The 21,443-nt window shown below is 71.6% G+C and carries 25 protein-coding genes and 1 pseudogene; 9 read left to right on the top strand and 17 right to left on the bottom strand.

Annotation, left to right across the window (positions count from 1 at the left end):
- The 4 genes from ACLQ2T_RS26500 to ACLQ2T_RS26485 all read right to left on the bottom strand — a co-directional run bounded on the left by ACLQ2T_RS26500 (position 1) and on the right by ACLQ2T_RS26485 (position 3,762).
- Positions 1-1,533 (bottom strand): serine/threonine-protein kinase, encoded by a 1,533-nt coding sequence (locus ACLQ2T_RS26500; RefSeq protein WP_425769072.1) that lies wholly within the window; start codon positions 1,531-1,533, stop codon positions 1-3.
- 55 nt (positions 1,534-1,588) lie between these two features.
- Positions 1,589-2,449, bottom strand: coding sequence for a substrate-binding domain-containing protein (locus ACLQ2T_RS26495; protein ID WP_425769071.1), 861 nt, complete (start codon positions 2,447-2,449; stop codon positions 1,589-1,591).
- Positions 2,450-2,502: 53 nt separating this feature from the next.
- Positions 2,503-3,384 carry a helix-turn-helix domain-containing protein gene (locus ACLQ2T_RS26490; RefSeq protein ID WP_425769107.1) on the bottom strand — a complete coding sequence of 294 codons (882 nt, stop codon included), beginning with the start codon at positions 3,382-3,384 and terminating at the stop codon, positions 2,503-2,505.
- Between the two features lie 138 nt (positions 3,385-3,522).
- Complete coding sequence (locus ACLQ2T_RS26485) at positions 3,523-3,762, bottom strand: DUF397 domain-containing protein (RefSeq protein ID WP_327026081.1); 240 nt, start codon at positions 3,760-3,762, stop codon at positions 3,523-3,525.
- A 256-nt stretch (positions 3,763-4,018) separates the two neighbouring features.
- Here ACLQ2T_RS26485 and ACLQ2T_RS26480 point away from each other — a divergent pair, with 256 nt between their 5' ends.
- Entirely contained in the window at positions 4,019-4,666 is a 648-nt protein-coding gene (locus ACLQ2T_RS26480) for a GGDEF domain-containing protein (RefSeq protein ID WP_425769070.1), read from the top strand.
- A gap of 40 nt (positions 4,667-4,706) precedes the next feature.
- Here ACLQ2T_RS26480 and ACLQ2T_RS26475 read toward each other — a convergent pair whose 3' ends face one another.
- The 8 genes from ACLQ2T_RS26475 to ACLQ2T_RS26440 all read right to left on the bottom strand — a co-directional run bounded on the left by ACLQ2T_RS26475 (position 4,707) and on the right by ACLQ2T_RS26440 (position 10,917).
- Complete coding sequence (locus ACLQ2T_RS26475) at positions 4,707-5,165, bottom strand: type II toxin-antitoxin system PemK/MazF family toxin (protein WP_425769069.1); 459 nt, start codon at positions 5,163-5,165, stop codon at positions 4,707-4,709.
- 100 nt (positions 5,166-5,265) lie between these two features.
- Positions 5,266-5,652, bottom strand: a complete 387-nt coding sequence (locus tag ACLQ2T_RS26470) for a DUF2267 domain-containing protein (RefSeq protein ID WP_425769068.1) — start codon at positions 5,650-5,652, stop codon at positions 5,266-5,268.
- Positions 5,653-5,918: 266 nt separating this feature from the next.
- Positions 5,919-6,776: a phosphate ABC transporter ATP-binding protein PstB gene (gene pstB, locus ACLQ2T_RS26465; RefSeq protein ID WP_425769067.1), complete on the bottom strand. Its 858-nt coding sequence runs from the start codon at positions 6,774-6,776 to the stop codon at positions 5,919-5,921.
- A gap of 1 nt (position 6,777) precedes the next feature.
- The gene (gene pstA, locus ACLQ2T_RS26460; protein WP_425769066.1) at positions 6,778-7,692 is read right to left on the bottom strand and encodes a phosphate ABC transporter permease PstA; all 915 of its coding nucleotides are present in this window, start codon (positions 7,690-7,692) and stop codon (positions 6,778-6,780) included.
- Positions 7,689-8,681: a phosphate ABC transporter permease subunit PstC gene (pstC, locus tag ACLQ2T_RS26455; RefSeq protein ID WP_425769065.1), complete on the bottom strand. Its 993-nt coding sequence runs from the start codon at positions 8,679-8,681 to the stop codon at positions 7,689-7,691. Before pstC ends, pstA begins: the two co-directional genes overlap by 4 nt.
- Positions 8,682-8,767: 86 nt before the next feature.
- Positions 8,768-9,844: a phosphate ABC transporter substrate-binding protein PstS gene (pstS, locus tag ACLQ2T_RS26450; protein ID WP_425769064.1), complete on the bottom strand. Its 1,077-nt coding sequence runs from the start codon at positions 9,842-9,844 to the stop codon at positions 8,768-8,770.
- Positions 9,845-10,084: 240 nt separating this feature from the next.
- Positions 10,085-10,696, bottom strand: coding sequence for a phosphate signaling complex PhoU family protein (locus ACLQ2T_RS26445; protein ID WP_425769106.1), 612 nt, complete (start codon positions 10,694-10,696; stop codon positions 10,085-10,087).
- Entirely contained in the window at positions 10,591-10,917 is a 327-nt protein-coding gene (locus tag ACLQ2T_RS26440; protein ID WP_425769063.1) for an MGH1-like glycoside hydrolase domain-containing protein, read from the bottom strand. Before ACLQ2T_RS26440 ends, ACLQ2T_RS26445 begins: the two co-directional genes overlap by 106 nt.
- A gap of 227 nt (positions 10,918-11,144) precedes the next feature.
- Between ACLQ2T_RS26440 and ACLQ2T_RS26435 the strand changes: the two genes are divergently transcribed.
- Both ACLQ2T_RS26435 and ACLQ2T_RS26430 read left to right on the top strand, forming a co-directional pair.
- Positions 11,145-11,756 carry a class I SAM-dependent methyltransferase gene (locus ACLQ2T_RS26435; RefSeq protein ID WP_425769062.1) on the top strand — a complete coding sequence of 204 codons (612 nt, stop codon included), beginning with the start codon at positions 11,145-11,147 and terminating at the stop codon, positions 11,754-11,756.
- A gap of 23 nt (positions 11,757-11,779) precedes the next feature.
- On the top strand, positions 11,780-12,403 hold the full coding sequence (locus ACLQ2T_RS26430) for a class I SAM-dependent methyltransferase (RefSeq protein ID WP_425769061.1): 624 nt from the start codon (positions 11,780-11,782) through the stop codon (positions 12,401-12,403).
- Between the two features lie 153 nt (positions 12,404-12,556).
- Here the strand turns inward: ACLQ2T_RS26430 and ACLQ2T_RS26425 are convergent, their stop codons facing one another.
- Both ACLQ2T_RS26425 and ACLQ2T_RS26420 read right to left on the bottom strand, forming a co-directional pair.
- Positions 12,557-13,672 carry an erythromycin esterase family protein gene (locus ACLQ2T_RS26425; protein WP_425769060.1) on the bottom strand — a complete coding sequence of 372 codons (1,116 nt, stop codon included), beginning with the start codon at positions 13,670-13,672 and terminating at the stop codon, positions 12,557-12,559.
- A 47-nt stretch (positions 13,673-13,719) separates the two neighbouring features.
- Positions 13,720-14,103 carry a MerR family transcriptional regulator gene (locus ACLQ2T_RS26420; protein WP_425769059.1) on the bottom strand — a complete coding sequence of 128 codons (384 nt, stop codon included), beginning with the start codon at positions 14,101-14,103 and terminating at the stop codon, positions 13,720-13,722.
- Positions 14,104-14,167: 64 nt separating this feature from the next.
- On the opposite strand from ACLQ2T_RS26420, the gene ACLQ2T_RS26415 reads away from it, so the two are divergent.
- A complete protein-coding gene (locus tag ACLQ2T_RS26415) occupies positions 14,168-14,755 on the top strand; it encodes an NADPH-dependent FMN reductase (RefSeq protein WP_425769058.1) in 588 nt (195 codons plus the stop codon).
- Positions 14,756-14,913: 158 nt separating this feature from the next.
- On the opposite strand, the gene ACLQ2T_RS26410 is transcribed toward ACLQ2T_RS26415, so the two are convergent.
- Positions 14,914-15,885: an aldo/keto reductase gene (locus ACLQ2T_RS26410; protein ID WP_425769057.1), complete on the bottom strand. Its 972-nt coding sequence runs from the start codon at positions 15,883-15,885 to the stop codon at positions 14,914-14,916.
- Positions 15,886-15,939: 54 nt separating this feature from the next.
- On the opposite strand from ACLQ2T_RS26410, the gene ACLQ2T_RS26405 reads away from it, so the two are divergent.
- The 4 genes and pseudogenes from ACLQ2T_RS26405 (at position 15,940) to ACLQ2T_RS26390 (ending at position 17,993) form a co-directional block, all read left to right on the top strand.
- Complete coding sequence (locus ACLQ2T_RS26405) at positions 15,940-16,305, top strand: MerR family transcriptional regulator (protein WP_425769056.1); 366 nt, start codon at positions 15,940-15,942, stop codon at positions 16,303-16,305.
- A 76-nt stretch (positions 16,306-16,381) separates the two neighbouring features.
- Positions 16,382-16,832: pseudogene (locus tag ACLQ2T_RS26400) on the top strand (hypothetical protein).
- 85 nt (positions 16,833-16,917) lie between these two features.
- On the top strand, positions 16,918-17,511 hold the full coding sequence (locus ACLQ2T_RS26395) for a dihydrofolate reductase family protein (protein ID WP_425769055.1): 594 nt from the start codon (positions 16,918-16,920) through the stop codon (positions 17,509-17,511).
- Positions 17,512-17,543: 32 nt separating this feature from the next.
- Positions 17,544-17,993 (top strand): GNAT family N-acetyltransferase, encoded by a 450-nt coding sequence (locus ACLQ2T_RS26390; protein WP_425769054.1) that lies wholly within the window; start codon positions 17,544-17,546, stop codon positions 17,991-17,993.
- A gap of 148 nt (positions 17,994-18,141) precedes the next feature.
- Here the strand turns inward: ACLQ2T_RS26390 and ACLQ2T_RS26385 are convergent, their stop codons facing one another.
- On the bottom strand, positions 18,142-19,047 hold the full coding sequence (locus ACLQ2T_RS26385) for a LysR family transcriptional regulator (RefSeq protein WP_425769053.1): 906 nt from the start codon (positions 19,045-19,047) through the stop codon (positions 18,142-18,144).
- A 70-nt stretch (positions 19,048-19,117) separates the two neighbouring features.
- Here ACLQ2T_RS26385 and ACLQ2T_RS26380 point away from each other — a divergent pair, with 70 nt between their 5' ends.
- Positions 19,118-20,011 (top strand): dihydrodipicolinate synthase family protein, encoded by an 894-nt coding sequence (locus ACLQ2T_RS26380; RefSeq protein ID WP_425769052.1) that lies wholly within the window; start codon positions 19,118-19,120, stop codon positions 20,009-20,011.
- On the opposite strand, the gene eccB is transcribed toward ACLQ2T_RS26380, so the two are convergent.
- A complete protein-coding gene (gene eccB / locus ACLQ2T_RS26375) occupies positions 20,008-21,390 on the bottom strand; it encodes a type VII secretion protein EccB (protein ID WP_425769051.1) in 1,383 nt (460 codons plus the stop codon). The genes ACLQ2T_RS26380 and eccB overlap by 4 nt on opposite strands.
- Between the last annotated feature and the right edge of the window lie 53 nt (positions 21,391-21,443).

The following is a 21,443-nucleotide window of genomic DNA, read 5'->3' as shown; positions in this document are numbered from 1 at the left end:
TCAGTCGCGGGGCAGGTTGTCCTCGACCCGGTCGAGCAGGTCGTCCATGCGGTCGGCGAAGTCGGCCGGCATCCGGCCCCGATCGGACTCCTTGGCGAGGCGCTTTCGCAGGTCGTCGATCCGCTTCTGCCGGTCCTCGGCCTTGCCGGCGGCGAGCTTGGCCAGGTCCTTGCGGAGGCGGTCGGCCACCTTGCCGTCGAGACCGTCGGTGAGCTGCGCCTCGGTGAGCAGCGCGATGAACTCGGTGGCGAACTCCCGCAGGCTGACCGGGTCGGAGGGTGCCGGTGACGGGCTGGGGCGCTTCGTCGCGGGTGCGGCCGAGGTGGGGGCGGCGGCCGGGGCACTGGGCGGCGCAGCCGCAGGGCTTCCCTCGTCGGTGCCGTCGGGGACCAGCAGCACCCCCAGCCCCACCAGGACGACCAGGGCGGCGAGCACCGCCCCGATCGGCGGGCGGCGGCGCTGGCCGGAGACCGTTCGCAGGGCGGCAGGTGGTGGGCCGCCAAGCCGATCCACAGGGGACAGTGGCCCCGGGGTCGGGCGGGCGGACCAGGCCTCGGCACGGTCGACCAGGGTCGGCGGATGGCTCGCTGCTCCCGCCGGGGCGGTGACCGGCTCGTCGTGGCCGGTGATGATCGGCAGTACGGCTGTGGCGGGGCTGGCCGCGCCCGCGGCGGCGGTGTGCCATCGGGCGGCGAGTTGCCCGGCCGTGGGTCGCCGCCCGGGTTCCGGGTCCAGGCAGGCCAGCACCAGGGCGGCGGAGTCGGCGGGCAGCCCGACCACCCGCAGCGGCGGCACCGGTCGCCGGTTGGCGTGCACCACCAGGGCGTCCTCCCAGCTACCCACCGGCAGCGGCACCGCTCCGGTGAGCGCGCGGTAGAGGAGTACCCCCAGGGCGTACACGTCGCTGGCCGGATCCGGTGCGGCGGCCCGCAGCCGCTCGGGGGCGGTGTACGCGGGGGTACCCATCATGGGTTCGCCGACGGCCCCTGCGGGGGACGGCGGCCCGGCCAGCGCGGCGATGCCGAAGTCCAGCACCTTGGCGCCGGTGTCGGTGAGCATGACGTTCGCGGGTTTGATGTCGCGGTGCACCACCCCGATCCGGTGGGCGGCGGCCAGGGCGGCGGCGACCTGGGCGGCCATTCGCAGCGCCGCCGGCCAGGGCAGCGGCCCGTCGGCCAGCCGGTCGGCCAGGTTGTGCCCCTCGACCAGCTCCATCACCAGGTACGGCACGACCCTGCCGTCCAGGGTGGCCTCACCGTAGTCGTACACCTGGGTCACGTGGGGGTGGGCCAGCCGGGCCGCGGCGCGGGCCTCGCGGCGGATGGCGGCCCGCAGATCGGGGTCGGCGGCGAAGCCGGCGGCCAGCACCTTCACCGCCACCGGGCGGCCGAGGACCTCATCCTCGGCACGCCACACCTCGGACATGCCGCCGAGGCCGATGCGCTCGCGCACCACGTACCGGTCGTGCAGGCGCAGGTGGGGGGTGAAGGGGGACATCAGCGCCCAGTCTGCCTGGTCGGTCGGTGCGCGCACCACCCGGCGGTGCGGGTGGTGCGCGCCGGGCCGCAGTTCCTTGCGGTGTCCGCCGTTACCGGGTGCAGTACGGGGTGGCGGTCCGCGGGGCGGGCTGGATCTGGTCGGCCAGTCGCCGCAGGGTCACGGCGGCGAAGTGGCGGGCACCGCTCAGGCGCGGGGTTCGCGTCGGATCGGCAACGATCGGCGCGTCCGGCCGAGCGGAACTGACGTGTCGGGTGACCGCGTCGATGGCGAAGACGAAGCCGGTGACCGAGAGGTGTCGGCCGGCGTCGCGCAACGTGTCGAGGGCGCCGAGGGCGAGCACGTCGGCGCAGGCCAGCACGGCGGTGATCGGCTCGGACAGGGCATCCGGCGCGCGCACGGCGGCGGCACCGGCGGGGCGGCCGTTGTCGGCCGCCGAGAGGATCGTCAGCTGCGGCCAGTCGACTCCGACCGCCGCGAGGGCGTCGGCGAAACCGGCGAGGCGTTCCCGGGTGGTGGGGTGCGGCACGTCGGCCACGTCGCGGACCCGGACCCGCCCGGGCGCGGCGTCGGGCAGCACGCTCTCGGCGAGCAGGGCGACCCGCCGGTGGCCGAACCCGGTCAGATGCTCGGCCACCGACCGGGCGGCGGCCCGCTCGTCGATGCCCACCCACCGGTCCTCCGCCCGGGGGCGTGCCGAGGTCGTGACGAAGGGCAGTCCGCGGTTACGGATCGTGTCGACGATCTCCCCCTCCTCGTCGCCGCCGCAGTAGACGCAGAACCCGTCGACGGCGGCGTTCTCCACGGCCTTGCGGGCACCGGCCGCGTCGGCGGGCAGCGGCACCAGCAACAGGCTGCTGTCGTGACGCTCGGCCGCCTGCGCCACACCGGTGAGGAACTGCGTGGCGAAGGGATCGGTGAAGGCGTAGGACAGGCGGGAGGTGAACAGCACCCCGATGTGTCAATGGAATGACGGAAAGTGACGGTAGGACGGTCAGCGACGGATCAGTCGTCGGCGAACTCCGCGATGATCCTTTCCAGGATCTCCGGAGTACGCTCCGGCGGCTCGGCCTCCACGCAGAGGCGCTCCATGGCCACCGCGTAGAAGTCCAGGTCTTCCCGCTTGTCCAGGTAGAGCGCGCTGGTCAACTGTTCGATGTAGACGATGTCGGGCAGGTCCTGGTCGCCGAACCGCAGAATGGTGAAGGCGCCCCCGGCGGCGGCATGTCCACCGGCGGTGAAGGGCACGACCTGCAACCGGACGTTCGGGGTGCGGGTGGCCTCGAGCATCGCCTGCAACTGACCCCGCATCACCTTCGGTCCGCCGATCGGCCGGCGCAGCGCGGCCTCGTCGACCACCGCCCACAGCCGGGGCGGACGCGGTCGACGCAACAACTCCTGACGGTGCATCCGCAGGTCCACCCGGCGCTCGATCTCCGCCGGCTCGGCCGATGCGTGGCCGAGCCGCACCACGGCGCGGGCGTACTCCCGGGTCTGCAACAGCCCCGGGACGAACTGGACCTCGTAGCTGCGGATGAGTGCCGCCGCCGCCTCCAGGCCGAGATACGACTGGAACCACGAGGGCAGCACGTCGCCGTACCGGTGCCACCACCCTGGGTTGTTGGCGTCCCGGGCCAGTTTGAGCAGGGCGGCGCGTTCCTGGTCGTCGGTGACCCCGTAGAGGGTCAGCAGGTCGGCGACGTCGCGCTCCTTGAAGCCGACCCGGCCCAGCTCCATCCGACTGATCTTCGACTCGGAGGAACGGATCTCCCAGCCGGCGCTCTCCCGGCTGACCCCGCGCGACTCCCGCAGCCGCCGCAGCTGTGCGCCCAGCAGCATCCGCAGCACGGTCGGGCCTACCGCCGCGCCCTCCTCGGCGGAAACCATGGTCACCTGCCGCCCTCCGCATGCCGTCGTCGATCGTGCCGGTGGACCGGCCCGACCGACGTGTAAGCATGCCATGAACCTTCAGTGAGTTGAACATCCATCCCCGTGCACAACAAATCCCGTCGGTGGGATCCCGGGTCAGCCGATCAGATGATCGAAGTCTCCATCGCGGGCACCGCGCACGAAGGCCGCGATCTCGTCGACCGTGTAGATCAGTGCCGGCCCCTCGGGGTGCCGGGAGTTGCGCATCGCGATGCCCGCTCCCCCGGGCAACTGGGCCAGCTCGACGCAGTTCCCACTGGGATTGCTGCGACGGCTCTTCAGCCAGGCGAGGGGAGGCAACTCGTTGGCGGGAACACCGTTGGGCGGCTGTTGCATGGGGGCGTCTGTTCTCTCCGGTAGGCGCCGACGCCGTGGGAGGAGCGGTAGCGGCACGAGGATGTGGTTTCTCGTTCATTTGCACGTGCATCTGCTATTGCATCTGCAATGGACAGCGAGCATGATAGCGCATGTGTGTGGTGCCCATCCGCTCACAATCTGTTACGTAAACCTGGTTTCCACCAGGGGAAACGAACATGTTTGGCGACGCTCGTCGGCCAAGGGTGGGCGCGTGTGACGGCGAGGGGAGGATCTTGTGCCGGATCCGCTGACGGTCGCCTCCGGCATCTGTGCGGTGGGTGCCCTGCTCTCCTCATGGCAGATGGGTCGCCGAGCCGTACGTGCCGAGGCCGAGATCGGCCACCTTCAGGCTGAACTCGCCGCCGAGCGGCACGCCGCCAGCCACGATCCGTTGACCGGCCTACCCAACCGGCGCGCCTTCTACCGGCTCGCGACGGCGCTGCTCACCGACGCCGCAGGCCGACCCCTGGTAGCCGTGATCCTCGACCTGGACGACTTCAAGCAGATCAACGACCGGTACGGCCACGCCGCCGGAGACAAGGTCCTGATCAGTGTCGCCGAGCGGTTGGCCACCTTCGCCGGAGACAATCTGGTGGCCCGGCTCGGCGGTGACGAGTTCGCGGGTCTGCTGGCCACTCCGACGGTCGACCACCGATGGATCGACCACGCCACCGGGCGCCTGTACGACATGCTCGCCGCACCGATCTGTCTTGGCCCCACCACCGTCCGGGTGACCGCCTCGGTCGGGCTGGCACCGGTACACGGGACCCAGCTCACCGAGGCCCTGGACCGCGCCGACGCGGCGATGTACGAAGCCAAGAGCCTGGGGGCGGCCCGCTCCCGCCGGGCGCTACGCGACACACCGCACCTGGCCGAGTGCTGACCGCGGCGCCCAGGTGCCGGCGCAGTCGGCGCGCAGGGAGTCAGTGCCAGCCGTAGCCGTTGCGCAGGGCGGCGCCGACCCGGTCGAAACGGGCCCGGTCCAGCACCGCGCCCTCGCGTCGGATGCCGTCCTCCCGCATGGTCAGCACCCGGTCCAGCCGCACCCAACTGGGTCGGTTGTCCCGATCCCACTCCCCCGGCCCGAGGGCCAGCCAGTGCCGTTCGCCGTCGCGATCCCGGCTGGAGAGCATCAGCCCGAACAGGGTCTTGCTGTGGCGGCCCACCACCAGCACCGGCCGGTCCTTGCCCTGACGAGGATCGTCCTCGTAGGACACCCAGGTCCAGACGATCTCACCCGGGTCGGCCTGGCCGTCGGGTTCCGGGGCGTAGGACAGTTGACGGCGTTGCAGCGCGGTCACCTGACGGGGCCGCGCGACCTTGGCCGGGGTCGGCCCGGAACGCCGGGGCGTCGGGATCACCACGCCGACACGAGCCGCCATACTCCTCAACAGACCTGCCACGGCGGGCAGCCTACCGGCCGTGGCCCACCCTCCCGGCGGCAGGGAGGCGTGCGCGACGGGACTTCTGGCCGCCGGCCGCTCAGGGCCAGGTCTCGTCCGGCCCGGCGACCGGATCCACGGTGCCGTCGGGGGCCGTGGGCAGCCCGGCCACCAGAGCCCGGAACTCGTTGACGGTGACGGCCTCGCGCAGGGTCGCGAAGACCGCCGCCGCACCCAGGCCCGCCGTCTGCTCGTCCACTCCGGCCCGGGCCCCGACCCGGCGCAGGAAGTCCCCCGGCCCGTCGGTGAGCAGTTCACCGGAGGGCCCGCTCAACTCCTGCGGCAGGTACCCGGTGGGATCGGTCGTCGGCTGGCCGGTCATCCGTTCCGCCAGGGTGCCCAGCACCGCACGGGCCACCGCGGCGGACAGGTCCGTCGACAGCCCGGACCGACGCGACACCGCGTCGACGAACAGGGGAAACCGCACGGCACCCTCCCTCGTCAAGCGCGGCGCTGGTTACCCCCGCCCGGTCCGGCTAAACGACGGCCGTTCCTCGGGGAACGGCCGCTGTTCGGCCAGGCGTGACCGGCGGGCCGCGTGCCAGTCGGCGGCCCGATCCCGGTCCACCCGGTAGCACCGCTCGCGGGGCGCCTCCGGCCGCCCGGGTACCCGGGCGAAGGAAGACCCCGCCCCGGGTAGTCATGGTGGGTCTTCAACACCCGGGTCGGTCCCGCCATCGCGCTGACGGTCACTCAGCCGAAGCGACCGGTGATGTAGTCCTCCGTACGCTTGTCCGCGGGGTTGGTGAACAGCTTGCCGGTCTGGCTGTACTCCACCAGCCGGCCGTGCCGCACCTGCTGGTCGTCCACCTCGGCGGTGAAGAAGGCGGTGTAGTGGCTGACCCGGGCCGCCTGCTGCATGTTGTGGGTGACGATCACGATGGTGTAGTCGCTGGTCAGCTCGGTCATCAGGTCCTCGATCTTCGCCGTGGCGATCGGGTCGAGCGCCGAGCAGGGCTCGTCCATGAGGATCACCTCGGGCTTGACGGCGATGGTCCGGGCGATGCACAGCCGCTGCTGCTGACCACCGGACAGGGCCAGGGCGCTCTTGCGCAGCTTGTCCTTGACCTCGTCGAAAAGGGCGGCCTTGGTCAGCGCCTCCTCGACATGGTCGTCCAGGCGGCCCTTGAGGCCGTTGATCCGCAGCCCGTAGGCGACATTGTCGAAGATGGACTTCGGGAACGGGTTGGGCTTCTGGAACACCATGCCGATGCGGCGGCGGACCTGGATCGGGTCGACGTCGCGGGCGTACAGGTCCTGGCCGTGGAAGGAGACCTCGCCGCTGACCCGGGCACCGGGAATGGGGTCGTTCATCCGGTTGAGCGCCCGCAGCATCGTGGACTTGCCACAGCCCGACGGCCCGATCATCGCGGTCACCTGGTTCTGCCGGATCGGCATGGTGGTGCCGCGAACCGCCTCGTAGCTGCCGTAGTAGACGCTGACGTCGCGCAGCTGCATCACCGGCGCCTCGGTGGGCTCGGTGACGGTGCTGCCCGCGGCGTGCACCGCTACGGGTGGACGGGTGGTCAGGGTGGTGTCGTAGCTGGCCATGTCAGCGCTCCTTGATGGCGAACCGGCTGGAGATGAGACGAGCGATGATCGTGAAGCTGAGCACGATCACGATGAGGGTCAGGGCCGCGCCCCAGGCCCGATCCTGGGCGGCCGGGAACGAGGTGCTGGCGTTGCGGAAGATCTGCGCCGGCAGGGCGGTGTTGGAGCCGTCGAAGAGATTCCAGTTGGGGGTGAAGACGATGCCGGTGACGATGATGATCGGCGCGGTCTCGCCGGCCGCGCGGGCCACGGCCAGCAGGGACCCGCTGGTGATGCCGGAGATCGCCGCCGGCAGCACCACCGTCAGGGTGGTCTTCCACTTGCGCGCACCCAGGGCCATGCTGGCCTGGCGCAACTCGTCGGGGACCAGCCGGAGCATCTCCTCGCTGCTGCGGATGACCACCGGCAGCATCAGACAGGCCAGGGCCAGCGCGCCGGCGAATCCGGTCTGCTGGCCGACGAGCAGCACCCAGCTGAGATAGACGAAAAGCCCCATCACGATCGACGGGACACCGGTCATCACGTCGGCCATCAGCCGGATCACCCGGGCCAGTGGCCGCTGCTTGCCGTACTCGTTGAGATAGATCGCCCCGAAGACCCCCAACGGGATCGCCATCAGCGCGGCGGCACCCGTGATGAGCAGGGTGCCGACGATGGCCGGCGCCATCCCACCGCCTACCCGGCGGTAGGAGTTCGGGATGTCCTCGGTGAGGAAGGACAGGCTCATCACCCCCGCCCCCTTGCTGACGACCGTGTAGGTCACCAGGGCCAGCGGGATGACGGCGAGCAGCACGGCGCCCCAGATGACGGCCGTGGCGAGGTGGTTGGTGAAGCGGCGGCGACCCGACAAGGCGGCCCGGGTCAGGTCGGGTCCGCTGGTTGCCGGGCGGGTGGCCGGTGGTGCGGTGACGCTCACGCGACGCTTCCCTTCATCCGGGCCTCGGCCCGACGGACGACCGTACGGGCGAGCACGTTGATCAGTACCGTCATCGCGAACAGCACCACCCCGAGACCGATCAGGGCGGCGGTGAAGGTGCCGGTGGATTCCCCGAACTGCTGCACGATGACGGCGGCCATCGAGTTGCCGGGGGCGAACAGGTTGGCGGAGATGTTCGTGGCACCGCCGATGACCAGGGCCACCGCGATCGTCTCCCCCATCGCCCGGCCCAGGCCGAGCATCACCGCGCCGACGACACCGCCGAAGCTGTGCGGGAACACCGCGCCCCGGATCATCTCCCAGCGGGTGGCGCCGAGGGCGAGGGCGGCGTCCTTGTCCGCCCGGGGCACCGTGCTGAACACCTCGCGGGTGATCGAGGTGATGATCGGCGTGACCATGATCGCCAGGATGAGGCCGGCCGTCATGAAGTTGCGACCGCTGCTGACCGGGCCGAAGATGCTGCCCAGCACCGGAACGCCACCGAAGACCTGGTGGGCCCACTGGTAGACCGGCACCATGGCGGGGGCGACGACCAGGATGCCCCACAGGCCGAACACCACCGAGGGCACGGCGGCCAGCAGGTCGATCACGGTGACCGCCGGTCCGCGCAGCCGACGCGGTGCCAACTCGGTGAGAAACAGCGCGATGCCGACCGAGACCGGCACGGCGAACAGCAGGGCGATCAGCGACGAGACTGCCGTGCCGTACGCGAACGACAGCGCGCCGAAGATGGCGTCGCCGGCTGCCGGATTCGGATCCCAGGTCCGCTCGGTGAGGAAGCGCAGGCCCATCGTGTCGAAGGCCGGCCAGGCCTCGCGGACGGTGGTGATCAGGATCAGCCCGAGGATCGCCAACACCAGCAGGCCGGTGCCGAGGGTCCACCAGGAGAAGAGGCGGTCGCCGAGGGCGCCGCCGCCGCGGTGGGCCGGCGTCGACCGGGAGACGGGGGTCTTGTTCGTCAAGGTCATCTTCACTCCAGCTCGGGTACCCCGCTGGGGACGGGATCCAGGTGATCCCGTCCCCGCCCGGACGCCCTTTGCGATCTTGGTCTCGATCAGCTCTGGATCTTGTCGACCTGGGCCAGCGCCTTCTCCTTGAGGGAGGCCGGCAGCGGCGCGAAGTCGATCTCCTTGGCCAGCTCCTGGCCGTCGTTGAGCAGGTAGGTGAGGAAGCCCTTGACCAGGTCGGCCTTGGCGGCGTCGCCGTAGGAGGTCTGCACGATGATGAAGGTCGGCGCGGTGATCGGGTACGCGGTGGCACCGGCTGCGTTGAGCGGGTTGTAGCTCAGGTCCTCGGCGATCTCGGCGCCCTCCAGACCGGCGGTGGTGCCCTCCAGGGTCGGCTCGACGAACTGGCCGTCCTTGTTCTTGATGGCGGCGAACTTCAGGCCGGTGGCCTTGGCGTCGCTGAGGTCCACGTAGCCCACGGCACCGTTGGTCTGCTGCACGATCTGCGCGACACCGGTGTTCTTCTCGCCGCCCTGGGTGTTGGCCGGCCAGTTCACGGTGTCACCGCTGCCGAGCTTCCAGGTGCCCGCCGCGGCGGCCTCGAGGTACTTGGTGAAGTTGCTGGTGGTACCCGAGCCGTCCGAGCGGTGCGCGACGACGATCGGGGTGTTGGGCAGTTCCACACCCGGGTTGTCCGCCCTGATCGCGGCATCGTCCCAGGTCCTGATGTCGGTCTGGAAGATCTTGGCGAGGGTCTCCGGGCTGAGCTGGAGCTTCTCCACGCCCTGGAGGTTGTAGGAGACCGTGATCGGCGCCGCCACCGTCGGGATGTAGAGGAAGGAGCCCGGCGCCACGCCGTCGGTCTCCTTGACCAGGCTGTCCGTGCCGGCGAAGTCGACCAGACCCTCACCGAACTGCTTCTTGCCGGTGCCCGAGCCGGTCGCGTTGTAGGTGACCGTCACCTTGCCGGCCACATCCTTGAAGGCCTCGACGACCTCTTGGTAGTAGGCGTCCGGGAAGCTCGCGCCGGAGGCCTTCAACTCGCCGGACAGGTTCGCGTAAACGCCGTCGCCGCCGTTGCTGCTGGGCTCCGTACTGTTGTCGTTGCTTGCGCAGCCGGTAAGCGCGAGCGCGGCAAGCGCGACGCCAGCGAGGACGCGCCGCGAAAGCACGTTGCGGTTCACCAGGTAAGCCTCTCGATCGGGGTGCATCAGCCCGTCCGGGCCGTACGCGAGTCAAGGTGCCAGGCCCAGGTAGCCGGACTCCCGGAACCAGGTGAACGAAGAATGAACTCGGCGTCCCCGGTGATGACCTACCGGCGACGGGATACGACGTTCCGGCGCACCCGGCGCCGGATGTCCGGATCAGGCCCGGCAGCGGGGGCCGATCTCAGCGTCGGAGGGGTCCCAGCCTCCAGGGCCGGTTCAGCGCCGTAGGGTCCCGGCGTCCAGGTTGACGACCTGACGGGCGACGTTCACCGCCTGGTCGGCGTACCGCTCGTGGTAGCGGCCGACGAGGGCCAGGTCGATCGCCGACTCCACCCCGTAGGGCCAACCGGAGACCAGCATCGACAGCAGGCGTTCCTGCGCGGCGTCGACCTCGTCGTCGTCGAGCCCGAACTGCATCGCGTCCAGCCGGTCGCGGGTGGCCAGCAGCACGGTCGTCTTGTCGGCCATCCGGGTCACCGCGTCCGCCAGCTGGGCCGGCACCGGCACCGCCGGCTGCGGCACCACACCCACCGGATGGCGCATCAGGACCACCTTCGCGATGTGCACGGCCAGGTCACCCATCCGTTCCAGGGCGGCGGCGATCCGCAGCGCGGACACCACCAGCCGCAGGTCGGAGGCGACCGGCTGGTGCCGCACCAGCACCTCGGGAATCATCTGCTCGGCCTGCGCGCGGCAGCGGTCCAGGACGACGTCACCGGCGATCACCGTCTCGGCGGCGTACCGGTCGACACCGCGGGGTTGAAGACGATGTGGGGCACCCGCCCGTCGCGCCACTGCGCCTCGAACAGGCTGGTCAGCTCCGACCAGGTGCGCTCCGGGCGGAGGTGGGCCCAGCCGATCGCGATGAAGGCCGAATCCCAGCTCCACTGGTGCGGGTAGAGGGTCCGGGAGGGCACGGTGTGCGCCTGGGCCCAGTTGGCCTCCAGGGTGGCCCGGGCCAGGGCGACCAGCCCGGAGTGATCTCGTGGTGCGCGGTCGACAGCCGGGGTCGGCACCGGCTCGACCGGTGACCCGACGTGTTCGACCATGTGTCACTTCCCGGTAGCGCTGGGCTTCAGAATAGAAGCCCGGCAACCGCGGCACGCATCGAGGGCGGTAGGTTCCGGTGACACCCCTGCCGCCCTGCGGGTGAGCGGCCTCGACGGGATAATCTAGGAATCGACGCATACCGGTCGAAGATTTTCGATGGACCACGTCGATCCTCGGGCCCGGGGCGCCGCGGGTCGAGTGGCACCACGAGGCAGAGGAGCCCCGGATGAAGCAGTCGCGGCAGGGACCCACCGGCACCGAGGGTGCGGACTACACCGAGCGGTTGCAGCAGCTCAGTGGCGCCCGCTGGAAGCAGGTCCTGGACGTGCAGGCGCCCTACCGGTGGAACCTGCGACGGCTGCGACTGGGCCGGACCCTGGATGTCGGCTCGGGGCTCGGCCGCAACCTGATCAACCTGGGCGAGGGCGCGGTCGGGGTGGACCACAATCCGACCTCGGTGGCGCACAGCCGGGCGCTCGGTCTTCAGGCGTACACCACGGAGGAGTTTTTCGCCTCCGAACACGCCCGGCCGGGCACCTTCGACTCCCTGCTGGCCGCGCACCTGCTGGAGCACATGCCGGCCGAGCAGGCCCGCGAGGTGGTCGCCTCCTACCTGCCCTTCCTCCGCTCCGGCGGCCGGGCGGTCTTCATCACCCCGCAGGAGCGGGGCTATGACAGCGACTCCTCGCACGTCCGGTTCGTCGGTTTCGCCGAGGCGGCCGAGGACTGCCGGGCCCTCGGCCTGACCGTGCAGCGGCAGTACTCCTTCCCGTTCCCCCGGGCCGCCGGGCGGGTGTTCACCTACAACGAGTTCGTGACGGTGGCCCGACTGCCCTGACCAGCGCTGGATACGGTGGTCCGATGAGCGAGCACAGCACCGCCACGGGCCGACCGACCCGCTGGGCCACCGACACCGGGCCGGAACACTCCCAGTGGTACGTCGACCGGTTCCGGCACCTGGCCGCCGAGGGGGCCGACCTGGCCGGTGAGGCCCGACTGGTCGACGCGCTGGTGCCGCCCCGTTCGCGGATCCTCGATGCCGGCTGCGGCACCGGCCGGGTCGGCGCCGAACTGGCCGCCCGGGGCCACACGGTCGTCGGGCTGGACGCCGACCCGGTGCTGGTCGAGGCCGCCCGCGCCGACCATCCCGGGCCACGCTGGCTGGTGGCCGACCTGGCGGAGCTGGATCTGGCGGCGGCCGGCGAGCCCGAGCCGTTCGACGCGGCCGTGCTGGCCGGCAATGTGATGACCTTCGTGGCCGCAGGCACCGAGGTGGCGGTGCTGCGTCGGGTGGCCGCGCACCTGCGCCCGGACGGGGTGATCGCGATCGGCTTCGGCACCGACCGGGGCTATCCGCTGCGCGACTTCGACGACCATGTGGCCGCCGCCGGGCTACGCGGTGAGCACCGCTTCGCCACCTGGGACCTACGCCCGTGGCACGAAGGCGCGGACTTCGCCGTGAGCGTGCTGCGCCGCCCCGCCTGACCCTGCCCAGCCCGACCTGACCTGCCCGACCTGACCTGCCCGACCTGACCTGCCCGACCTGACCTGCCCGACCTGGCCTGCCTGGCCTGCCTGGTCGCGGATCTCGACCAGATCTGGTCACCGGTCGCGGGCCTGGGCCGGACCGGTGACCGGTCAGCGCACCTCGGCCCGGTCCGGTTCGGTCGGTAGCGGATGGATCGGGGTGATCGTCGGGAGGAAGGCGATCGCGTCGAAACTCTCGGTCAGCGACGGCAATTCGTAGTAGTGCTCTTCGTCGCGCTCCGCCTGGTAGAGGCCGGAGATCAGGCGGGTCCGCCAGGGCTGGTCGAGCCGGTGCGCGAGCTCGGTGGGCGGTTGGCCGTGCAGGTCGATGACCCGTTCACCGGCACCGTCGAGCAGCGCCTCCAACGACGCCGGGTCCGGCGGCGGGATCTCCGTGCGCGGCGTCCGACCCCGGCCGAAGGTGATGTGGACGTTCGCGTACCCGTCGCCCAGGGCCGCCCGCAGGTGTGCGCCCATCTCCGTGTCGCCGTGCGCCGCGACGTGGGCGCTGCCCTCCCAGAAGACGACCCGGTCACCGGTCCGCCGGTGATGATCGAGCAGTCGCCTGGCGGCGTCACGTTCCCCCCGTCCGGTGTCTCGGCCGGGGTCGGCGTGGAAGTCGACCACCGCGTCGACAAGTCGCAACGCCTCGTCGCGTTCCGGGCCGCCGGCCAACCCGGCGACCAGGTCGCGGGCGCTGCGGGCCAGTTCCACGAACGGTACGCCGGGGTGGGTGCCAAGTCGGCGTTGGACATGCTCGCCGTTGTCATGAGCGGTCCGGATGATGTCGAGAAGTTCGCCGACCCGGGTGGCGGTCGCCCCATCCAGCGGGGCGAGCAGTTCCGCGACCCGGTCGTAGTCGGCGGGCAGGGCACGCGGGGCGTTGACCGCGACGACGCGTACCCGCTCGTGGGGGTGGGCCGCGTTGTGCCGACGGAGCCGGACCAGGGCGTCGCGCATCTCGATCGTGCGCCACGGGCCCCATGCCTGGGCCAGAGCCGCTGACAGGTCCACCTGTTCGCCTCGGATGAACCGGTCGTACCGGTCGCCGACCCGGGGGTTCTCCAGCAGGGCGATGGTCCGGAAGCCGCGCCGCAGGAGGGCGTGGGTGGTCTGCTCGACCAGGCGGAAGGGCTCGGTCCCCTCGCGGGTGCTGGTGCCCAGACCGACCACCTGGGCGGTCTGGACCAGGGCGGCCAGGGTCTGGGCACTTCGCTGCTCGTCCATTCCCCGACGATCGACCTTCAACCTAGGGTGAAGTCAAGCCCGGGCGGTCAGCGTGCCGGTTCCGCCCGCCCGATCTCGCACAGCTTGGCCCCGCTCTCCATCGCGGCGAGTTGGGCCTTGAGGTGGCGTACCCGCTGCTCGACCTCGGTCACCAGCTGACCCGCCACCCGCTGCCAGTCCTCCGGCTGCGGGTCGGGCGGCAGGTCGGTGAAGAGTTCGGCGATCTCCCGCACGCTCAGGCCGACCCGTTGGGCGAGCTTGGCCACCTGGATCCGGCAGGCGGCGGAGGTGTCGAAGCGACGTTGGTTGCCGGTGGTGCGTACCGCGGTGACGATCCCGTGGCTCTCGTAGAACCGCACGGCCGACGGCGCGACACCGCTGTCGGCGGCGACCTCGCTGACGCTGAGGGTGGGCTGCCGGAGAACTGTCATGAGCGGCAGGATAGGCACCAGACCGGTTGACTTCAACATATGTTGAGGTTGCAGGGTGGTGGACATGAGCGTTCCGACCGAACACCACCGCCAGTCCGCCGAGGTACGCATCGCCGTGATCTCGGGCAGCGTCCGTAAGGAGCGGATGGCCCCGACGATCGCCCGCTGGGTGGTCGCCGCGATCGACGATGCCGCAGTCGATCTGATCGACCTGGCCGAGGTCACCCTGCCGGACGACAGTCTGCTGTGGCCCGGTGGTGGACCGAGAAGCGAGGTGGCCGACCGGATAGCCGCGGCCGACGGGTTCGTCTTCGTCACCCCGGAGTACAACCACAGCTACCCCGCCGCCCTGAAACGGCTCATCGACTGGCACTACGGCGAGTGGCGGTTCAAGCCGGCGACCGTCGTGGCCTACGGCGTGCAGGGCGGGTACGCGGCGATCGAGCACCTGCGGGGGGTGCTCGCCGAGCTGGGGGTGGTGACCACCCGCCGGGCGACGGGTCTGCGTACACCGTGGCAGTTCCTCGACGACCGGGACCGCTACACCCCGGAGCCGGAGCTCACCCAGGGTCTGACCGCGAGCCTGGCCGAGCTGCGCTGGTGGGCCGACCTGTTGGCCGAGGCCCGCCGCGACCGGCCCCTACCGGCCTGAACTCGCTGACCGGTCCGGCCTGCGACGTCATTGACCGGTCCGGCCGGCGGAGGTCGGCGTACCGGCGGGACCGGTCCCTACGGGGGCGGCCGACCCGGCCCTGGCCCGAGGCACGGCCCGGTGCCGCAGGCCAGGGCCGGGTCGGCCGGGGTGGGCGGTCAGTCCGCCGAGTTCAGCCGGGCCAGGTGCGCCTCGTCGAGGGTGAGCGCCACCCCCTCCAGGGCGGCGTCGAGCTGGTGCAGTCTGCTGCCGCCGAGGATGGGCCGGATGCCCTGGCTGACCAGCCAGGCGAGCACCACCTGGCTGCGGGTGGCGCCGGTGTCGCGGGCCACCTCCTGAAGCGCCGCCAGTCGGCGGGTGTTGCCCGGGTGGTCGTAGACCTGCGGGATCGGCTTGGCCGGGTTGTCGTACGCCCCGGTGAGCAGTGGCGTGTAGGCCCAGACCTCCATCCGGTGCGCGCGGGCGAAGTCGAGCTGCTCGTCGCTGAGCACCCCGTGCGGGTGGACCACCCCGTCCGGCCGGGTGCCGGGACGTACCCGCAGATAGGTGGCGTTCAGTTGGAGGGCGTCGATCGGCAGGGTGCCCCGGGTGGCCGCGTACGCCCGGGCCCGTTCGATGCGCCAGGCCGGGTGGTTCGAGGCACCCACCCGGCGTACGGTGCCGGCGGCGACCTGCTCGGCGATCGCGTCCACACTCTCCTCGATGGGGGTGGCCCGGTCCTCCTGGTGCAGCCAGAGCAGGTCGACCTGCTCGACACCCAGCCGGTCCAGGCTGCCGGCGAAGGCCTCGCTGATCGCCCGGCGACTCAACCCCGCCCGGTGCTGCGGCCAGGAGCCCTGCCACAGGGGTTCCGCGCCTACCTTGGTCGCGATGCGTACCCGCTCCCGCACGCCGGGGCGGGCGGCGAGCCAGCGGCCGAGGACCCGCTCGCTGTCCCCGCCCCGCCCGTCCGGGCTCAGCCAGAACGTGTAGCAGTCGGCGGTGTCGATCCATTCGCCACCGCCCTCCACGAACCGGTCCAGCAGGGCGAAGGAATTCTTCTCGTCCACCAGGGTGCCGAAGTTCATCGCGCCGAGCACGAGAGCGGAGACGGGCGGCCGTGGAGTCTCATCGAGGTGAGCCGAAGTCATGTGACCACGATTCAGCCTGGAGTGCGCTCCAGGTCAAGCGGTACGGTCGCACGGGTGACGACGTACACCCCCGCCGAGGCCGCCCGACGCAGCGGCTTCTCCATCGACACCCTGCGGTACTACGAGCGGGAGGGCATCCTGGCGCCGGTGGCGCGTACCCCCGGTGGACACCGGATCTACCGCGACAGTGACCTGTCCACCCTGGATTTTCTGCGGTGCCTGCGGGACGCGGGGATGCCCATCGAGCGGCTGCGCCGCTACGGCGAACTGTGCCGCGACCCCGACACCATTACCGACCGGCTAGCCCTGCTGCGCGAACACGCCGCCGCGGTCGAGACCCAGATCGACCAGCTCCGGCTCTGGCAGGCCCGGGTCGCGGAGAAGATCGCCTGGTACGAGCAGGGACTCCACCAGACCTGACCTCGTCGGTCGTTCCCGGTGACCTGTGCCATGTACTGCTTGCTGGTGAGTGGGTTGCGGTACTTGACTGGTCGGTATGGCGCGGATTGCATACAACGCGGCCGACGCGGCGGCCTTCGAGGCCAACCGGCACCTCACCGAATACGGTCTCGCCGCCTGGCGGGCCGCCACGATCCGGCACCTGGACCCCACCCGGGGATGCGGGTGCTCGACCTGGACCCGAGGGCATCAGCCTGTTCCGCTACTTCCCGGAGGCCATCGGGGTGCTCGACACCTATCCGAGCATCGCGGAGGTCGAGGCCGCCTTCGCCGAGGCGGGCTTCGCCACCGTTGCCGTCGAGCAGGTACCCCAACTCACCGCCGCCTCGCTGCGGGAGGCCGCAGCCGGCCTGCGGCGGGAGGCGCACACCCTGCTGCAACTGATCGACGACCAGGCGTACGCCGCCGGGTTGCGGCGACTGCACCGGGCCGCCCAGGTGGACGGTGGACCGGTGATCGACGCCCTCGATCTGCTCGTGTTGCGCTGATCGCGTTTCGGGCAACCATCGGCCGATCGATTCCACTACGGTCGTCGGCGGGCAGCAGCATGTCGTCGTCGCCGGAAGGACCAGGATGCCGGGTCGGTTCGTGTACTGGATGAACGTCTCCCTCGACCTGCGGATCGAGTACGCCCCGGGCGAGGCGGGCGGCGGCGACTGGATGCGCATCACCGAGTCGCTGCACCGGGTCTTCAACGAGCGAGCCAGGGCGATGTCGCTGGCGGTGGAGGGACGCACCATCTACGAGACGATGGAGGCCTTCTGGCCGGCCGCCCGCCACGACGACTCGCTGCCGGACTTCCTGCGCGAGTACGGCGAGATCTGGACCTCGACGCCCAAGGTGCTGGTGTCGCGTACCCGCGAGCACGCCGAGCACAACACCCGGATCATCGGCGGGGAGGACGCGATCGCCCAGTTGGCGAAGCTTCGCGCCGAGACCGAGGGTGTCATCGGGGTCGGCGGGGCCACCCTGGCCACCCAACTGCTGCGGGCCGGGCTGCTCGACGAGTTGCTGCTGTTCACCCATCCGGTCGTGCTCGGCAGCGGCCGCCCGCTGTTCGACAGCCACGACGAGCCTTTGCAGCTGGACCTGCTGGAACAGGCCTCCTTCGACCAGGGCGTGACGATGCACCGGTACGCCGTCCGGGGCGCCCGCCCCGCCTCGTGAACACCCCCCGATCGGGCGCGACGGACCCCTTCGTGATCCGGCGTGCCCTCGACAGCGACGCCGATGCCGTCACCGAGGTGTTCCTGGCCTCCCGGGCAGCCGCCATGCCCTACCTTCCGCGACTGTACGACGACGAGCAGACCAGGGCGTGGATCGCCCAGGTGATGTTGCCGGGCAGCACCACCTGGGTGGCCGAGTCCACGACGACCGGCGAGATCCTCGGCTTCGCCGCCCTCGACGGCGACCTGCTGGAACACCTGTACCTGCGGCCCGAGGCCCGCCGGCAGGGCATCGGAACCGCCCTGCTGGCCCAGGCGCAGCAGGCCGGCCCGGGTGGGCTCAGCCTCCGCGTCTTCGCCCGCAACACCGAGGCGCGAGCGTTCTACGAACGACACGGTTTCCGCCCGGTAGACAGCAACGACGGCAGCCGCAACGAGGAGAACGAGCCCGACCTCACCTACCACTGGCCCGGCCCACGCTGATGCCCTCCCCGGCGCCGCGACCCCTTCGGCCCGTGTTGATCAAGAGGTTTGCGTCGTCGACTTCGCTGTTGGTGACGCAAACCTCTTGATCAACGTTGAGGCGGCGAAGGGTTGGGCACTGGTGCGGCCAGTGTTGGGGTGGCGATCTTCAGCTGGGCGGCTGCGCTTCGGGTAGATCGGTGGCGGCGCCGCGCAGGGCGGTGATGCTGGCGAGTACTGCGGGATGGTCGGCGGAGCCCTGTCGGTACGCGACCCGGGTGCGGCGGCGGATGGTCAGGGGGACCAGGCGGGTGCCGGCGGGTGGTCCCTCGACGGCCAACTGGGGCACCAGGCCGACCCCTTGACCGGCGGCGACCAGGGCCAGTACGGCGGTGAAGTCGTCGGCGTGGTGGCGGACGGTGGGGCGGAATCCGGCCAGTTCACAGGCGTGCAGGGTGACCGCGTGACAGAGGGTTCCCGGGCTGCCGATGATCCAGTCGGCGTCGCGTACCGCGCGCATCGGATCGGCGGGCACCGGGTGGGCGGCGGGTAGGGCCAGGAACACCGTCTCGTCCAGCAGCGGGGTCGAGTCCAGTGCCGGATCGGGCGGCACCGGCACGATGTCGTAGTCGTGCACGAGGGCGACGTCCAGACGACGCTCACGCAGCGCGGCCGGCACCGCCACCGGATCCAGCTCGGTGACCAGCAGATCCAACCCGGGGTGCTCGCGGGCCAGCTCGACCAGGGCGGGCAGCAGCAGGGGACGCACCGCGCTGGGGTACGCCCCGATGCGTACCGTGCCGAGCAGTCCACCCCGAGCGGCGGCCAGGGTGGCCTCGGCGGCCTCCAGCCCGGCGAGGATCACCTCGGTGTGCCGCACCAGTGCCGTCGCGGTGGCGGTGAGGCGTACCCCTCGACCGGCTCGTTCCAGGAGCACGACGCCGGTCTCCCGTTGCAGCGCGGCCAACTGTTGGGAGACCGCGGACGGTGAGTAGGTGTGGGCCTCGGCGACGGCGGCGATGGTGCCGAGGCGGGCCAGGTCGCGCAGCAGACGCAGGCGACGGACGTCAAGCATCAGCTCAGCTTACGGATTGCTGGAACAATCGGAACTGGTGCTTCACCCTGTGCGGTCGCAGGCTGATGGCATGACACCGACCGGACTGTACGTACCGCTGATCACGCCCTTCGACACGCGCGGCGAGATCGACCAGGAGGCGCTGACCCGCCTGGCCGACCAGGTGCTCGCCGACGGTGCCGACGGTCTGGTGGCCCTCGGCACAACCGGCGAACCGCACGCACTCAGTGCCGCCGAGCAACGGACGGTGCTCGACATCGTCGGGGCGGCCTGTCGGCGGCACCACGCCGGGTTCATGGTCGGCGCGCACACCGCCGAGGAGCTGCGTGCCCTGGCCGGGCGGCCCGGCGTCACGGCGGCGCTGTGCCTGGTGCCGCCGTTCCTGCGCCCCGGCGAGGAGGCCGTGCTGACGCACTTCGTCCGGCTGGCGCAGCTCTCCCCGGTGCCGTTGGTCGCCTACCACGTGCCGTACCGCACCGGGCAGGCCCTGTCCGCCGGGGCGCTGCGTCGCGTCGCCGACCTGCCTCAGGTGGTGGGGGTCAAGCACGCGGTCGGTGGCATCGACGCGGACACCATCGCCCTGTTCGCGGATCTGCCACCGGACTTCGCGGTGCTCGGCGGCGAGGACGCGTACCTCTCGCCGCTGCTGGCCCTCGGTGCAGCCGGCGGCATCCTCGCCTCCGCGCACCTGGCCACCGCCGACTACGCCGCCCTGGTCGCGGCCTGGCGCGACGGGGACCTCGCCCGCGCCCGGCCGCTCGGGCACCGGCTCGCCACCCTCTCGGCGGCGCTGTTCGCCGAACCCAACCCGGTCGTGGTCAAGGCGGTGTTGCACGCCCAGGGGCGCATCCCGTCACCGGCGCCGCGCCCACCACTGCTGCCCGCCACCGCCGAGGCCACCGCCCGAGCGCTGGCGTGCGCCGAGCAGATGGCCGGGTCACGGGCTGGCGGCCGGGCCGCCTAGGAGGTAACGGCCCGACGGGCGGCCTGTGGGTCCAGGCTGGCCCCGGCCGGGACCAGGCTGACCAGGCCCGCCGGTAGCCGGACGGGACGGGTCTGCCCGTAGCCGAGCATGGCGGCGACCTCGGGGGCGGCGAGCACATAGCGCCGCCCCAGGTCGGTGATCACACAGAGGGCCCCACCGGACGCTCCCGGGGCCGCCACGGCCTCGACCAGGGCCCCTCGCCCCGGCTCGACCAGCACATGATCGGCCACCGTCCGACCGGCCGTCGCCCCGACGGTGGGGGTGGCGGCGGTCAGGTCCGGCACTGTGGCGTCCAGGCGCAGGTCCACCCCGGCCGCCTCGGTACCGACGATGGCGCAGAGCACCGGTGAGGCGGGGGCGGCCAGTCGGGGCGGCGCGCTCGGGGGCGCCTCGGGGCCGGTGGGCGCGAGATCGGGCAGCTTCGGCAGGGCGGCGAACCGCCCCAGGCTGATCTGCTCCGGGGCCCGCTGGCCGGTCCGGGTCAGTTGCAGGGCGGCCTGCAACTCGGTGACCCCGGCGAGTCCTTCGCGCAGCACCACGGCGTACTGTCGTGCGCCGCCGGAGTTGCTGACCAGCAGGACGTCCCCGATCCGGGAGTCGGCCACCCGGTCGGAGGGCTCCCCCAGGCCGGGCAGGTTCAGGGGGGCCAGATCCAGCCCGACGGGCACGGTGTTGAGCACGGCCGCGGCCACCGGGACGGCCCGGGCCCGGGTCGTGGCCAGGGCGGCCAGCACCCGGTCGGGGTCACGGATCAGGTGCCGGCGCTGTTGGCGCACCAGGTGCAGCCGACCGTCCGGGTCCCGCAGGATCAGCGCCTCGTCGCGCAGGGGCTGACCGCCGGGGTCGCCGGTGCCGATCAGCAGCACCGACCGGGGATCGCGCCGCCCGGCCTGCGGGCCGGTCGAGCAGACCGTCCAGGGCGCGGTGGAGAGCCGGTCGGCCGCCGGCAACGAGTCGGGGGCGTCCGCGATGCCCAGGGGCAGACCTCGGGGTACCCCGTCGATGGCCCGCCGCGACACGAGCACGGTCTTCGGCTGTTCGGCCCCGATGACCAGTAGGGCGGAGGTGTAGTTGGGCACCGGGTGCAGTCGGTCCTCCCGGTAGACGAACCGGGCCCCGGACTCCTTCTCCACGATGACGGCCGCGGTGTCGCGCCAGGTGGCGCCGCCACCGGTGAACAGGCCGTAGAGGGCGAAGCCGCCCAGCCCGATGACGGCCACCAGGACACTGGCCAGGCCCGCCCCGGCCAGCCGGCGAAACGGTGACTGCGCGGGGTCGGTCTCCCGCATCACCAGCGCGGCGACCACCCGCTGGAGGGTGAACTGGTACGAGTGCAGCTGGTCCTGCCGCGACGGCATCGCTTCCCTTCCGGCGAGCGGATCGGCGGACAGGATATGCGTTGCGTCGATGC

This window comes from Micromonospora sp. DT229 (assembly GCF_049844505.1).
In the GTDB taxonomy this organism is placed as follows: Bacteria; Actinomycetota; Actinomycetes; order Mycobacteriales; family Micromonosporaceae; genus Micromonospora.
Note: the sequence above shows the minus strand (reverse complement) of the source record. Positions and strands in the feature narration are given on the sequence as shown.

Coding starts and splice junctions, on each gene's coding strand:
- ACLQ2T_RS26475 (WP_425769069.1), bottom strand. CDS start 5,165: ATGGCGGCTCGTGTCGGCGTGGTGATCCCGACGCCCCGGCGTTCCGGG.
- ACLQ2T_RS26425 (WP_425769060.1), bottom strand. CDS start 13,672: ATGGACGAGCAGCGAAGTGCCCAGACCCTGGCCGCCCTGGTCCAGACC.
- ACLQ2T_RS26420 (WP_425769059.1), bottom strand. CDS start 14,103: ATGACAGTTCTCCGGCAGCCCACCCTCAGCGTCAGCGAGGTCGCCGCC.
- eccB (WP_425769051.1), bottom strand. CDS start 21,390: ATGCCGTCGCGGCAGGACCAGCTGCACTCGTACCAGTTCACCCTCCAG.
- ACLQ2T_RS26440 (WP_425769063.1), bottom strand. CDS start 10,917: ATGGTCGAACACGTCGGGTCACCGGTCGAGCCGGTGCCGACCCCGGCT.
- ACLQ2T_RS26410 (WP_425769057.1), bottom strand. CDS start 15,885: ATGACTTCGGCTCACCTCGATGAGACTCCACGGCCGCCCGTCTCCGCT.
- ACLQ2T_RS26485 (WP_327026081.1), bottom strand. CDS start 3,762: ATGCAACAGCCGCCCAACGGTGTTCCCGCCAACGAGTTGCCTCCCCTC.
- ACLQ2T_RS26490 (WP_425769107.1), bottom strand. CDS start 3,384: ATGGTTTCCGCCGAGGAGGGCGCGGCGGTAGGCCCGACCGTGCTGCGG.
- ACLQ2T_RS26380 (WP_425769052.1), top strand. CDS start 19,118: ATGACACCGACCGGACTGTACGTACCGCTGATCACGCCCTTCGACACG.
- ACLQ2T_RS26395 (WP_425769055.1), top strand. CDS start 16,918: ATGCCGGGTCGGTTCGTGTACTGGATGAACGTCTCCCTCGACCTGCGG.
- pstC (WP_425769065.1), bottom strand. CDS start 8,681: ATGACCTTGACGAACAAGACCCCCGTCTCCCGGTCGACGCCGGCCCAC.
- pstB (WP_425769067.1), bottom strand. CDS start 6,776: ATGGCCAGCTACGACACCACCCTGACCACCCGTCCACCCGTAGCGGTG.
- ACLQ2T_RS26385 (WP_425769053.1), bottom strand. CDS start 19,047: ATGCTTGACGTCCGTCGCCTGCGTCTGCTGCGCGACCTGGCCCGCCTC.
- ACLQ2T_RS26435 (WP_425769062.1), top strand. CDS start 11,145: ATGAAGCAGTCGCGGCAGGGACCCACCGGCACCGAGGGTGCGGACTAC.
- ACLQ2T_RS26415 (WP_425769058.1), top strand. CDS start 14,168: ATGAGCGTTCCGACCGAACACCACCGCCAGTCCGCCGAGGTACGCATC.
- ACLQ2T_RS26430 (WP_425769061.1), top strand. CDS start 11,780: ATGAGCGAGCACAGCACCGCCACGGGCCGACCGACCCGCTGGGCCACC.